9 protein-coding genes are annotated in these 13,816 nt (G+C 37.7%); 7 read left to right on the top strand and 2 right to left on the bottom strand.

Translation table 11 applies throughout. The features are described from left to right. The first annotated feature begins 18 nt into the window (after window positions 1-18). From ABXH06_RS10935 to ABXH06_RS10925, 3 genes are read left to right on the top strand one after another with little or no spacing between them, the layout of a single operon-like run. Window positions 19-861 (top strand): MBL fold metallo-hydrolase, encoded by an 843-nt coding sequence (locus tag ABXH06_RS10935; protein ID WP_353518242.1) that lies wholly within the window; start codon window positions 19-21, stop codon window positions 859-861. Between the two features lie 38 nt (window positions 862-899). After that, a complete protein-coding gene (locus tag ABXH06_RS10930) occupies window positions 900-3,092 on the top strand; it encodes a CHASE2 domain-containing protein (protein ID WP_353518241.1) in 2,193 nt (730 codons plus the stop codon). A 10-nt stretch (window positions 3,093-3,102) separates the two neighbouring features. After that, entirely contained in the window at window positions 3,103-4,725 is a 1,623-nt protein-coding gene (locus tag ABXH06_RS10925; RefSeq protein WP_353518240.1) for an HD domain-containing phosphohydrolase, read from the top strand. 141 nt (window positions 4,726-4,866) lie between these two features. On the opposite strand, the gene ABXH06_RS10920 is transcribed toward ABXH06_RS10925, so the two are convergent. Further along, window positions 4,867-6,939 (bottom strand): M13 family metallopeptidase, encoded by a 2,073-nt coding sequence (locus ABXH06_RS10920; protein ID WP_353518239.1) that lies wholly within the window; start codon window positions 6,937-6,939, stop codon window positions 4,867-4,869. Between the two features lie 281 nt (window positions 6,940-7,220). Between ABXH06_RS10920 and ABXH06_RS10915 the strand changes: the two genes are divergently transcribed. The 3 genes from ABXH06_RS10915 to lolE are packed head-to-tail and all read left to right on the top strand — an operon-like array spanning window position 7,221 to window position 10,394. Then, window positions 7,221-8,456 (top strand): lipoprotein-releasing ABC transporter permease subunit, encoded by a 1,236-nt coding sequence (locus ABXH06_RS10915; protein ID WP_353518238.1) that lies wholly within the window; start codon window positions 7,221-7,223, stop codon window positions 8,454-8,456. Continuing rightward, window positions 8,449-9,138 (top strand): lipoprotein-releasing ABC transporter ATP-binding protein LolD, encoded by a 690-nt coding sequence (gene lolD / locus ABXH06_RS10910; RefSeq protein WP_353518237.1) that lies wholly within the window; start codon window positions 8,449-8,451, stop codon window positions 9,136-9,138. Before ABXH06_RS10915 ends, lolD begins: the two co-directional genes overlap by 8 nt. Further along, window positions 9,135-10,394: a lipoprotein-releasing ABC transporter permease subunit LolE gene (gene lolE, locus ABXH06_RS10905; protein ID WP_353518236.1), complete on the top strand. Its 1,260-nt coding sequence runs from the start codon at window positions 9,135-9,137 to the stop codon at window positions 10,392-10,394. The genes lolD and lolE overlap by 4 nt, the downstream gene beginning before the upstream one ends. Before the next feature lie 141 nt (window positions 10,395-10,535). On the opposite strand, the gene ABXH06_RS10900 is transcribed toward lolE, so the two are convergent. Further along, complete coding sequence (locus tag ABXH06_RS10900; protein ID WP_311576816.1) at window positions 10,536-11,057, bottom strand: DUF2062 domain-containing protein; 522 nt, start codon at window positions 11,055-11,057, stop codon at window positions 10,536-10,538. A gap of 29 nt (window positions 11,058-11,086) precedes the next feature. On the opposite strand from ABXH06_RS10900, the gene ABXH06_RS10895 reads away from it, so the two are divergent. Then, on the top strand, window positions 11,087-13,660 hold the full coding sequence (locus tag ABXH06_RS10895; RefSeq protein ID WP_353518235.1) for a DNA internalization-related competence protein ComEC/Rec2: 2,574 nt from the start codon (window positions 11,087-11,089) through the stop codon (window positions 13,658-13,660). The last annotated feature ends 156 nt before the right edge of the window (window positions 13,661-13,816 follow it).

Raw genomic sequence — 13,816 nt, 5'->3', positions numbered from 1 at the left:
ATTAGTCTAAGGTAATGTATGAAAATAACATTTTATGGTGTCAGGGGATCTACACCTGTTTCAGGCGTAGACTCACTAATTTTTGGTGGGCACACTTCTTGCGTTTATGTTACCGCTAACAATGGCGATTCTATCATTTTAGATTCTGGGACTGGGATTATCGCCTTAGGCAATGAATTGCTCAGCAACTGTCATGATATCAATATGTTAGTGACCCATAATCATTGGGACCATATTCAGGGTTTCCCTTTTTTTCGTCCTATTTATCAAGATAATAGAAATATTTCTATTATCGTTGGTAATGTCGATTATAACGATAAAGATGCCATTCTTACTCAAATGTCTGGTTCTAATCATCCGGTAAAATATCAAGATTTACCTTCAATTATTCAGCTAGACACGGAACTTGCAAAACAAGATGCTTTTTCGTTAGCATCTTTTGAAATAACGACCCAGCCGTTATCTCATCCCGATGGTGGCACCGCTTATTGTTTACATGCTGATAATCAAAAAGTGGCGTATGTCACCGATAATGAACTTTCTCCGGTTAACCCGCCCGTTACAAGCTGGCAAGAGTGGCTAGCATTTATTGATCAAGCAGACGTGCTTATTCATGATGCGCAATATTTAGCTGAAGATATGCCGTTAAAACAAGGTTGGGGGCATAGTACCGTTGATCAAGTTGTTGAATTGGCATTGCAAGCGAAAGTAAAACGCCTTTATTTTATTAGTCATGATCCTGCAAGAAAGGATAGTGATCTATTAACAATTGAAGCAAGCCTTCGCACAAAATATCAACATCAGTTAGCGATAGAGTTTGCTCGTGAAGGTACTCATATTGAGTTAATTGCTAGTTTATGATTGCGAGTAAAGGCTATAAGCATTTTCTAAACGGATTAATGATTACCGCAATAGTGATCAGTTTAGGGTTTATAGCGATAAAAGATGTCCAAGAACTTTTTCAAAGAATCGAAGGTATTTTATACGATATTAGATTGCTGGCGACTTTGCCCGAAACACCTCGCCAGTTTGATGAAAATGTTATTATTATCGATATTGATGAAAAGAGCTTAGCTGAACAAGGACGATATCCTTGGAGCCGTAGCAAAATTAGCCAGTTAGTCGATAATTTAATGGCAAATGGCGTTGTTGTTGTCGCGTTCGATATTGTATTTCCTGAGCCAGAAGACAATCCTGTCGATGTTATTACTGACAAAAATAAACAGTTAACACCCCAGTTCCTCAAAGAAATCATTACGTTAAAACAAAGTGTTGATGCTGATTTACAGCTGTCAAACTCTATTACGAATGCGGAAGTTGTACTTGGAATGATGTTCGATGATGAAAATGCATCAAACTCACAGACAACTGAAAGAACAGACAGTATAGCCAGTCATGTGAATTGGGAAATTCCAGTAGATGGTGTTAGTGATATTGCTCAATATAATAAGGTGTTGAAAAATATTGATGTCCTTAGTCAAAATGCATCTGGCTCGGGTTTTATAAATTCTGTACCTGAAAGTGATGGTTTTATTCGTAAAGCCTCACTCGTGATTAATTACCAAGGTAAATTATACCCGTCACTCGCACTAGAGGCGGCGAGAGTGTATACCTTAAGTGATCATATCAATACAGAAAGTGAATTAAACAACCGTAATTATTGGCTACAATCATTGAGTTTCGGTGACCATAAAATTCCGACCAATGAAAAAGGGCAAGTGTTGATCCCTTTCAAAGGGGGGCAAAAGAGTTTTGAATATATATCTGCCACCGACGTCATTGAAAATCGGGTACCCGCTGAAAAGTTGGAAGGGTCGGTGGCATTTGTCGGTACATCTGCGATAGGTCTTGCTGATCTTAGAGCAACATCGGTTGGTATTCAGTATCCCGGGGTAGAAGTACATGCCAATGTTTTTGAAGGGTTAATGCACCCTGAAATTATTCCTGTCGAGCCAGATATCACTTTAGCGATACAATTTATTTTATTGTTTATTACTGGGTTAGTTTTATCTATTTTAATGAATAACCAAGGGCCAATGCGCATTTTTTATATTTGCTTTGCTGCGTTAATTATTCATTTGGCTTTGAATTGGTCATTATGGCTCTTTTTTAAAGTCAGTTTGCCGCAATCGCAATTATTACTTGTCATTATTTGGTTAACTTTATATTTTGGTAGCGTTGGCTTTTTTCTCGAAAACTATCGTCGTAAACATATAAAAGGGGTGTTCGATCAATACGTGCCACCCGCTTACATTGATAAGTTATTAGCGACAGGTAAGGGCATTTCATTAACGCCAGAGCGAAGGGTGATGTCAGTATTATTCGCGGATATTCGAGATTTCACCCAATTATCAGAAAATTTTACTCCTGATGAACTCAGTGAATTTATTAATGAATATCTTTCAGAAAATACGCGCATTATTTTTGAAAAGCAGGGAACCATAGACAAATATGTCGGTGATATGGTGATGGCATTTTGGAATGCTCCACTTGATGATGATCAGCATGAAATACATGCCGTGGATACAGCACTTGCAATGATTGCAACAACACAGGCCATGTCGAAAAAGTTTAAAGAACGAGGTTGGCCTGCAATTAATATTGGTGTTGGAGTGAGTACCGGCGATATGATAGTCGGTGATATGGGATCTACATACAGAAAAGCCTATACTGTACTAGGTGATGAAGTTAATTTAGGCTCTAGAATAGAATCCTTAACTAAATTTTATGGGGTAAGTCTCTTAATTTCAGAGCAAACCTATCAGGCCGTGACAAAACAGGGGATGCTGTGCCGACAGGTTGATACCATCAGAGTAAAAGGTAAACAAAAACCGACCACTATTTATGAACCTATCGGATTGAAAGCAGATCAATCTAACGAAATGTGTTTAATGCTCGACAAACACCAAGCAGGTATTCGAGCCTATTTAGCCCAAGAATGGGATAGTGCGATAAAGATATTTTCTGAATTAAAAAATAAGAGCCTGTTATCAAACCATTTATATGATATTTATATCAATAGGATTTCAGAATTGAAGGAAAGTATCTTAGATACAAAGTGGGATGGTACTTATAGCCATCTAACGAAATAGCGAGTTAGTTATGAAAAAGAATAATCAATATCAATCAGCACACGAACAGTTAGTTGATATTTGCGTACAACTTAACGGTGAAAAAGATACTCATTTGCTGTTAGAAAAAATTCTTTTAGCGGCATTAGATGTTTCTAATGCCGATGCTGGCACCATTTATTTAGTGAATGGTAATGAATCGTTAGAGTTCCAAACGGTGATTAATCACACCTTAGGCTTACATTTAGGCGGTAGTTCAAATAACCCGGTTAATTTTTCGGGCATTCCTTTAATGGTTGATGGAAAACCAAATACTGCTGCCATCGTGGTTAATGCGGTGACGAGTGGCAAGGTTATTAATATTGACGACGTGTATGACACCTTACCGTTTGATTTTAGTGCCGCAAGAAAAATGGATAAAGAAACCGGTTATCGCACCCAATCAATGCTAACTTTTCCTTTAAAAGATCATGCCAATGAAATTGTCGGCGTTATTCAATTGATTAACGCACAAAATGAGCATGGGATCGTGCCTTTTTCAAAAGAAATTGAACATCAATGTCTTTCATTTGCTTCTGTTGGCGCGATAGCGTTAACGAATAAATCGTTAGTTGAAAACCTAGAAGAACTTTTTCAATCATTTATTCAGACGCTTGCCCGCGTGATTGATGAAAAATCTCCACACACCGGAGAGCATTGTAAACGAGTACCTGAGTTAACATTAATGTTTGCTAAAGCAGTGCATGAAGAAACGGAGGGACCACTGGCTTCGGTATCTTTTTCTGATAATGAAATGTATCAGCTTGGGATCGCCGGCTGGCTTCATGATTGCGGAAAAGTGGCGACACCAGATCATGTCATTGATAAATCAACAAAACTTCAAGCGATTTTTGATCGAATAGAGTATGTCTTAGCAAAACTTGAAATCGTCAGTCGTGATATTGACATTAAATATCAACAGCAAGTTATTAATGCACTTAAAGCCGGTAAAACAGACGAATTAGCGGCATTAGAACAAGCACAAGCCACAGAGCAAGAGCAACTAAACCGTGATCGTAACTTTTTACAAACCGTGAACATTGGTGGAGAATTTCTACATGATGAAGATGAAGAGCGCATATTAACCCTAGCTAAGCGATATCATCTAAGTATTAACGGTGAAACTCAGCCATTATTAAATGAAGACGAAAGTTACAATTTACGGATAAAGCGTGGCACGTTAAATACCGAAGAACGATTAGTTATTCAAAGGCATATGGATGTAACCCTTGATATTTTAGAAGGTTTACCATTTCCAAAATACATGCAAAATGTTGCTGAATACGCGTTAGGTCATCATGAAACCATGGATGGCAAAGGTTATCCTAGAGGGTTAACGAAAGAGCAGTTATCGGTGCCTGCAAGAATAATGGCATTGGCAGATATTTTTGAGGCGCTTTCATCTGCGGATAGACCGTATAAGAAAGCAAAACAAGTTAGTGAATGTTTAACTATTATGGGAAATATGGTGAAGAGAAATTGCTTAGATCCTGATTTATTCGATATCTTTGTTCATTCAAAAGTGTATGAAACCTATATTAATAAGTTTTCTTCACCAGAACAGATCGATGATTTTGATCTTGCCGATATTCCCGGCTTGACTCGCCTAAAATAATTTCAACGTTGAATTGATCATTTCACACGAATTCAGTTGAGTGTTAAATTAAATTCAGTTGAATATTAAATTAAAAGTGAAAAATAAAAATGCCAGCTTCATGCTGGCATTTTTATGGAAATGTAGCCGTTCAGTCATGAACTACCAAATTTTCACTCGTTTCTCAGGGGCAATATACATAGCATCACCTTCTTTTACGTCAAAGGCTTGATAGAATTCAGGCATATTCGACAAAATACCTAAGGCTCTATAATTACCGGGTGAATGAGGGTCAGTTGCAATCAAGTTACGTAATGATTTTTCAACCATTTTAAAACGCCATACTTGAGCCCACCCCATAAAGAAGCGTTGATCACCCGTTAATCCGTCTATTACTGGGGCTTCATTCCCCTTTAATGAGGCTTTATAAGCTTTATAGGCAATGCTTAAACCGGATAAATCACCAATGTTTTCACCTAAGGTTAATTTGCCATTTACATGTAAATCATCGAACGCTTGATAAGCATCATATTGAGCAACTAAAGCATCTGTACGCTCTTTAAAGGCAGATAAATCATTATCAGTCCACCAGTTTTTTAAATTACCTTCCGCGTCATATTTGCTTCCTTGATCATCAAAACCATGACCCATTTCATGACCGATAACTGCGCCTATACCGCCATAATTGACCGCATCGTCAGCAGACATATTAAAAAATGGTGGTTGTAAGATAGCCGCAGGGAAAACTATTTCATTTACAGTAGGGTTGTAATACGCATTTACCGTTTGAGGTGTCATGCCCCATTCCCATTTTTGAATTGGACCACCTAATTTAGCCACTTCTTTATGATGCTCAGCGGTGTTGGCGCGAATGATATTGCCGACAATATCGTCTGCTTTAATTTCAAGCGAGCTATAATCTTGCCATTTGTCAGGATAACCAACTTTAGGCGTAAAAGCGGCTAATTTAACTTGAGCGGCTTGCTTAGTATCCGCTGACATCCATTCTAGGTCATTGATGCTATTTCCATAAGCGGAACGTAAGTTTTCAACCAGCTCACTCATTCGTGCTTTAGCTTCAGGTTTGAAATGTTTGGCAACATACACTTTACCAATCACTTCACCTAAATTACGGTTTACAACAGATACGCCTCGTTTCCACAACGGGCGTTGTTCATTACGACCACGAAGCTGTTTTGAATAAAAATCAAAATTTTCTTGGTCAATTTCGTTAGATAAATACCCTGCGAATCCACTGATGGTGTGGAAGGTTAAATATGTTTTGATATCAGCTAAAGAAGCATTAGCAAATACTTCACCAAAACCTTTAACAAAGCTTGGTTGATTAATAATGATTTCTTGTTGTTGAGCAACACCTTGCCCAGCTAAATATGCTTGCCAATCAAAAGCATCGGTTAATGTTGATAAATCAGTTACGGCAAATTTATTATAGCGTTTATTACTGTCTCTTGACTCAACACGTGTCCAATGGAAACCAGCAAGTTTTGTTTCCATATCCATAATAGTGGTTGCCGCCGTTTCACCATTGTCTAAACCTGCTAAGGCATACATTTTTGCGATATGTTTGGTATAACCGTCACGAATTTGGGCAAAACGTTCTGCTTCATTAAAGTAATAATCGCGGTCAGGTAAGCCTAAACCACTTTGCCAAATATGGCTGGCATAGTTACTTGAGTCTTTTGCATCAACACTAATATAAAATGCTAACGGGCTAGCCACGCCTTTAGCTTGATATTCACCCATAAAACGCGCCACAGCACTTTTGTCTTTCAAATTATTGATGGCTGTTAAAAGAGGAACAATAGGTTGAATACCCGCGGCATTTCTTGTTTCAGTGTCCATATATGAACGGAACAAGTCAGCGACTTTTTGCTCATCACTGCCGTGTACTAAATTAGCCGTTGAGGCTAACTCTTCAATTATCACTTTTACGTTACTATCAGCCTCATCACGTAAATCCATAAATGAACCAATGGATGTTTTATCGCCAGGAATATCATTTGCTTTCAACCAGCCGCCATTGACGTACTGATAAAAGTTATCTTGTGGGCGAACAGAGGTGTCCATATTGGCTTGTTCAATTCCAGAGGCTAATACTGTTTTTTTCACGGCAGGCGCTTCAACTGAAGCGGTTTCAGTGACTTCTGACTTTGTGCTACATCCAGCAACAAACAATAGAGAAGAACAGACGGCACTTGTTATTATTTTTTTCATTGTTTTTACTCTTTTAATGGGCAAATAAAATTGAATATTTGTATCTTTGATAGGAAAATAGCGCTAAATAATAAAGGGCTATAAACATTAAAGCTACCTTGTGACATATCTAGTTACATATATGTTTGGTCGACATGTACATCAATATTTACAAAACTTTCAGCCAAATATAAAAATCTCGCTAAACGAATAATTCGTTAATAAATGTTGGTTTGTGATATGCTTTTGTCATCAAAAATTTGTATTAAAAACACAACGTTAATAAAGTAAAAGATTACTCAATGTTTCATCCTGTTAGTTTTTTTATTGGTCTTCGTTATAGTAGAAGCAGAAATCCTTCTGGTTTCGTTTCTTTTATCACCTTTTTTTCTATTATTGGTATTTTGCTTGGTGTGGCTGCGCTTATTACTGTTGTCTCAGTGATGAACGGTTTTGAAGGTGAACTTAAAAAGCGAATTTTAGGCATAGTGCCTCATGTTATTGTGAGTAATAAAGAAGCTCATAAACCTATTGAACAATGGCAAACGGTCAAACAGCAACTTTCCACTCTTTCGCATGTTGAACGTGTCACGCCTATTATTGAAAATGAAGCATTAGTTTTATCTAATAACACATTACAAGGTGTGATAGTCCAAGGCGTTTTCCCCGAGCAAGAAATTCACAGTCTTGTTAGTCAAAGTATGATCGCAGGGGCGTTTTTATCTCTAGAAAAATCACCTTACTCTGTGGTGATTGGCCAAGCATTAGCCCGTAAGTTAGGCGTGGTTTATGGGGATAAAATACGAGTGGTCTTACCGAATAAAACAACGTTTACCCCAATGGGACGTATTCCAATGCAGCGCACATTTACTGTAACAGGCCTATTTAACGTGGGTTCGCAAGTTGATGATAGTGTCGTTTATGTTCATGGCCGTGATTTGGCTAAGCTTTTACGAAAGCAGCCTGATGAAATCAGCCAATTAAGGTTGTATTTAGATGATGCGTTTCAAGCAAAGCAAGTGGTTGATAATATTTTGCCACCGTTAAGTCAGTTTAATTTTACTACCTGGAATGAAAGCCAAGGGGTGTTATTTTCTGCTGTAAAAATGGAAAAAAATATGATGTGGCTGATGTTAAGCTTAATTATCGCCGTTGCGGCATTTAATATTGTATCTGCTTTAGTGATGGTGGTGATTGATAAACAAGGTGAAATAGCTATTTTACAAACCTTTGGCATGAACAGAGCCGGCATTGTTAAAATATTTATTAGCCAAGGTGTGATCAATGGTGTGTGGGGCGTTTTGTTAGGGACTGTAGCTGGCATTTTAATTACGTTGAATTTAAATTCACTGTTATCCTTTTTGGGCATGAATGTCCTAGGTGCAGGGTATACCACGCAAGCATTACCCATAGATTTACAAGTTAATCATGTCATTATTATTGCTAGTTCGGCGCTATTAATGAGCTTTTTAGCAACTTTATACCCGGCGTTTAGAGCGTCCAATACTCAACCTGCCGAGGTACTTCGTAATGAGTAACGGTTTACATTGTAAACAATTGAAAAAATCCTATTTTCAAGGAAAAGTAGAAACGCCTGTTTTACATGGCCTTGATTTAACCGTTAAAAAAGGTGAGTTACTGGCTATCGTCGGCAGTTCAGGTTGTGGTAAAAGTACTTTTTTACATTTAGCGGGCGGCTTAGATAGCCCAACATCTGGTGAAGTGTTTATCAACGATATCAATATTCACCAGTTATCTGAGAAAGAAAAAGCGTCTTTTCGTAATCAGCACATTGGCTTTATTTATCAGTTTCACCATTTAATGATGGAATTTTCTGCCTTAGAAAATGTTGCCATGCCTCTATTAATCAGAGGAGATAGTGTTAAATCGGCGCAAGCTGTAGCTGCTAATATGTTAGAAAAGGTTGGTTTGGCGCATCGAAGTCATCATCGTCCAGCTGAATTATCTGGAGGAGAAAGACAGCGTGTTGCTATTGCTAGAGCATTAGTGACTGAACCTGCCTTAGTGTTAGCAGATGAGCCCACAGGTAATTTAGACTTTGATACTGCAGAGCAAATTTATCAATTATTAAAAGAGCTCAACAATACGGTACAAACCAGTTTTGTTATTGTTACTCATGATTTAACGTTAGCGGCAAAAATGGACCGACAGTTACAACTCGATCACGGTCAGCTAAAACCATTAGTGGATAATGAATGATGTTTAAGCCGTTAAGTGTTTTTGTCGGGCTAAGATATATTGCCAATAGACAAGGAAAAGGGTTCACCTCGTTTATCTCCGCCTCGTCAACGTTAGGTATTACCTTAGGTGTCATGATTTTAATATTAGTGCTTTCCGCTATGAACGGTTTTGAAAGAGTATTGGCACAACACCTACTTTCTATTGTACCGCACAGTGAATTAATTTCTGTCAATGACCCGATGGAAGACTGGCAAAATGTGATTAATAACGTCAATGAAAATCCTAACGTGCTCGGCGCTGCACCTGTAATTAAAATGCAGGGGATGATGCAAAAAGGGGCACATTTAAAAGGGCTGGAGTTAAGAGGGGTAGATCCTCAGTTAGAATTAACTGTTTCAAGTATCGGCCGTTATATTGTTGCAGGCACTTGGCAAGATTTAAATAAAGAAAACAGTGTGGTAATTGGTGCAGGGATCGCGAAGAAGTTAAACGTTGGACTTGGCGATAATGTACAAATGTTATTACCGCCACTGAAACAAGGCAAACAGAGCAATCAACAGGTAAGTGCACTGACCAAACGAAACTTAACCATCGTTGGAATATTTAAATTTGGTGGTGAAATAGACAGTAATCAAGCTTATGTATCCTTAAAGCTAGCCAGTGATATTCTTCATTTTAAAAATGGCGAAATACAAGGTATACGCATAAAAGTTGATGATGTTTTTAATGCGCCCGTCATTGCGCGAAATGTTGCTTACAGCCTTGATAATTATTTATATATTTATGATTGGACTCGCACGCAAGGGCATTTATATAACGATATTCAACTGGTTCGTATGGTGATGTTTGTGGTGTTAGTGCTAGTGATAGCGGTGGCAAGTTTTAATATCGTATCAACGTTGATCATGTCGGTTAATGAGAAAAAAAGTGATATTGCTATTTTAAAAACCATGGGAGCACGCTCTTCTACTATAATGCTGACTTTTATTTTACAAGGCATTACCAATGGCATACTCGGTTGTGTTGTAGGTGGTAGTTTAGGGGTGTATTTAGCGAAAAATTTAACCGAATTTTCGACGGCGATTGAAAGCTTTATTGGTGTAAAATTTTTATCTGGTGATGTTTACTTTATCGATTTTCTACCTACTTATGTTAATCAAAGTGATGTGATGATCACCATTTCAACCGCACTATTTTTAACTTTCATAGCGACGCTTTATCCAGCATGGCGTGCTACAAAAGTAGATCCCGCGCAAGTGCTAGGGCAGCTCTAACTATTTTTATCTATTTGCAGGACAGTTCAATAACGAAATGAATCAGAGTTCATTAAAGCGCCTCATGCTAGGGGCTAGTTTTATGCTGGTTGAAAATTAAAACTCGCTAATTTTTATTGTGAGAATTTACTTGGATGCTTATTACTTGGTCACTTTTCGAGTGAGTCGTTTTTTCCATTCTTTGACTACTGAATAACGCCAAAGCGCATGTATTCCAAAGTAACCAATAATAGAAAACAAGGTAGCGAGCACACCACACCCTAAGATAAAAGCAGGGCCAATGGTTGAAACGCTTTCAACAAGCCATTGCCAACTTGCTTCAAAAACAAAGGCTTTTTCTGATGCGCCTAGGATCCAAGTGCCCACTACGTAGCAAAAATAAAAAATTGCTGGCATTGTCAATGGGTTAGTGATCCAAACTAAGGCAATTGAAAGGGGTAAATTTGCATGTACTATAATGGCTATGCCTGCGGCTAAAACCATTTGAAACGGTACCGGAATAAAAGCACAGAACAAACCGACAGCAAAAGCTTTTGCGACTGAACGTCTGTTTAAATGCCATAAATTTCCGTTGTGGAGTAGATCGCCAAATATCTGTAAATGCTTATTATTTTTGATTGTATGGTGATCAGGCATAAACTTTTTAATGATTTTTTTAGGCATACACTCACAAATTATGGAAAGCAATCACTATGGATTGGTGGTTAATCACATTTTTTCTTGGTGCGCTATTGTCACTGTTTTTGACAACAGTGCCAACTATATTTTGCGTTGTTTTTAGTTTAGTTGTTGCTAGCATATTATTTTACTGGCCAAAAACACGTAAATATACAGGATTATTTTTAGGTTTAGCTTGGTTATTGTATCACGGGACTATTTATCAAGAGCGTAAACTGAGCTTTTATCCCACAAAAACAAATAGTGCTCGTGCTGCACTAATTGTCAAAGGAACCGTCTCTACCATTCCTCGACTTAGTCACAACACACAACGTTTTAACTTTGATATTTCACATATAAATAACGAAAGGCTAGCAGATAAATATAAGGTTAGACTGGCTTGGAAAAATGCGACTGATCGTCACGCTACTATTTTGTCTCAAGGGCAACAATGGCAATTAAAAGTTCGACTGAAACCCGCTCATGGTTTAGCAAACACTGGAGGGTTTAGTTATCAAAGCTGGTTACGAAAAAATAAATTGGCTGCCACGGGTTATGTGTTGAACGATAAGATCATTGCTAAAACTAAATGTTTGCATAAAACAAACCATTCTAAAGTACCATTAACCAATAATGTTGCGATCGAAAAAAATATCTTAATCGACAACAATATTTCGCTTCGCCATCGGCTTTATCAAAAAATATCATTGCTGATGCCTTCGCATAAATTATCTCCAATTGCTTTGGCATTAATGTTTGGTGAAAGAAGCCAGCTGAGCAGTGCACATTGGCAAGTTTTAAAAAATACCGCAACACAACACCTTATTGCTATTTCTGGTTTACATTTAGGTTTAGTGGCAGGGGGAGGCTATCTGCTTTTTAGCGGGCTAATTACTCTTTTACCGTTAGCTTCAATGCTGCCGTTAAAGCTGAAACGAAAAGTTTTATTGCTCAATTATCAATTCATCGTTATTTTTCTTACCTTAATATTGGTCTTTTTTTATAGTTATTTAGCCGGTTTTTCTGTACCTACCTCACGGGCTTTAATCATGCTTTTGTTATATTGGGCGGCAAAAGTATTAGCTATTAGATTAAGCGTTACAAGGCTCATTCTCTTAACTATTTTCATCATTATTCTACTTACGCCTTTTAGCTTATTTTCAAGTAGTTTTTGGTTATCTTTATATGCGGTAACGACTATTTTTATTTTGTTATGGAGGTTTCGGGAGGTTTTTTTAAAACAGCGAGAAAAACAGACAAAGCAATTAACGAAAGGTAAACAATGGTTCTTTTCGCTGTTTTACTTACAAGTTGGCCTGATCTTTTTGATGATACCTATAACGGTTCAGTTTAATCATCAATTATCAATATTAGCATTGCCGGCAAATTTAGTTGCTGTGCCTTGGATGAGCGTAACCTCGATCCCTTTTAGTTTATTAGCGGTGGTGTTTGCGCCGTTTAGCGAGCTAATCTCTGAGTTTTTCATACATGCTTCATTGCTTAGTTTATCGTTACTTTGGCAATACTTAACTTGGCTAAGTGATTTTTCACTCGCAGCTATGAATGTTTCAGTGACACAATGGAGTTATTTATTGGTATTTATCTGTTTTATTTTCTGTTACTTGATTGTTGATATTCACAAGCAACTGGTTCGGGTTTTTTGCTGTATCTTCATCCTGTTAGGATGTATCACTTTTGCAAAACAAGGTGAAAAAGATGAATCTTGGCAAGTTAATGTCATGGATGTAGGACAAGGGCTTTCAGTGATCATTGAAACCAATATCGGCCAAAAAAATGCCATTTTTTTGCAACACGAAAATAGCAAAGAACAAGAGAAACAAAACCAAGTGATGGTTTACGACACTGGCGCTAGTTTCCCAAGTGGCTTTTCAATGGCTGAGGCTGTGATTGAACCGTTTTTAATCAGCCAAGGTTATCAAACTATAGATAAGTTGATTATCAGTCACGATGATAATGATCACGCAGGTGGCTTACCTGTTCTAACAGATAAGTTTGTCATTAAAGAGCTTTATTACAATAAAGAAAATAATAGCGTTGAGCAGGTTAAAACGCTCAGCAAAGCGTTTAATACGTCCAAGATTAGCATTCATAGAAATCGCTGTTTGGCGGGAGAAACGCAGAGATGGCAGCATTTAACCCTTGAATTTCTATGGCCTAATATTGTAAAAGCAAGAGATAATGATGATTCATGTGTGATCAAAATATCTGATGGTAAAACAAGTGTGTTATTAACCGGTGATATTTCCCAAAAGATTGAGCGTGCGTTAATCAGCGCTCATGCATCAAAAAATACGGATAACAAAACATCGCTCGATGCAGATATTTTGATCGTGCCACATCATGGCTCAAAAACATCCTCCTCTCGAGCTTTTATTAAAGATGTGTCACCACAATATGCTGTTTTTAGTGCTGGTTTTTTAAATCGCTGGAATATGCCCGTTGCAGATGTGGTAAAACGATACCACCAACAAAATATAACTACCTTCAATACTGCCGAACTTGGCATGATCCAATTTGTTATTACACCAGAGAAGGTAACCGTGAAAACGCAACGGCAAGATCTATGGCCTTTCTGGTTTGCTAACTAAGGTTTTCTATATAAGGTTGTCTAAATAAGGTTTGCGGTATCGATCTCTGCGGCAAAATGCACAGTAGTAAACTTATGTAGTTTATCTGCATGAGTGTTACATCATGTATATTACGGCATTTTTGATAAATTTACTGATCACAGCGAAATCTTGCCT

The sequence above is a fragment of the Thalassotalea sp. SU-HH00458 genome, from assembly GCF_040362795.1.
Lineage (GTDB): Bacteria > Pseudomonadota > Gammaproteobacteria > Enterobacterales > Alteromonadaceae > Thalassotalea_H > Thalassotalea_H castellviae.
The sequence above is the reverse complement of the archived record's forward strand: the minus strand, read 5'-3'. Positions and strand labels throughout refer to the sequence as shown.

What these genes read in the sequence shown, in the direction of transcription:
- ABXH06_RS10935 (WP_353518242.1), top strand. Translation starts at nt 19, where the DNA reads ATGAAAATAACATTTTATGGTGTCAGGGGATCTACACCTGTTTCAGGC.
- ABXH06_RS10930 (WP_353518241.1), top strand. Translation starts at nt 900, where the DNA reads ATGATTACCGCAATAGTGATCAGTTTAGGGTTTATAGCGATAAAAGAT.
- ABXH06_RS10925 (WP_353518240.1), top strand. Translation starts at nt 3,103, where the DNA reads ATGAAAAAGAATAATCAATATCAATCAGCACACGAACAGTTAGTTGAT.
- ABXH06_RS10920 (WP_353518239.1), bottom strand. Translation starts at nt 6,939, where the DNA reads ATGAAAAAAATAATAACAAGTGCCGTCTGTTCTTCTCTATTGTTTGTT.
- ABXH06_RS10915 (WP_353518238.1), top strand. Translation starts at nt 7,221, where the DNA reads ATGTTTCATCCTGTTAGTTTTTTTATTGGTCTTCGTTATAGTAGAAGC.
- lolD (WP_353518237.1), top strand. Translation starts at nt 8,449, where the DNA reads ATGAGTAACGGTTTACATTGTAAACAATTGAAAAAATCCTATTTTCAA.
- lolE (WP_353518236.1), top strand. Translation starts at nt 9,135, where the DNA reads ATGATGTTTAAGCCGTTAAGTGTTTTTGTCGGGCTAAGATATATTGCC.
- ABXH06_RS10900 (WP_311576816.1), bottom strand. Translation starts at nt 11,057, where the DNA reads ATGCCTAAAAAAATCATTAAAAAGTTTATGCCTGATCACCATACAATC.
- ABXH06_RS10895 (WP_353518235.1), top strand. Translation starts at nt 11,087, where the DNA reads ATGGATTGGTGGTTAATCACATTTTTTCTTGGTGCGCTATTGTCACTG.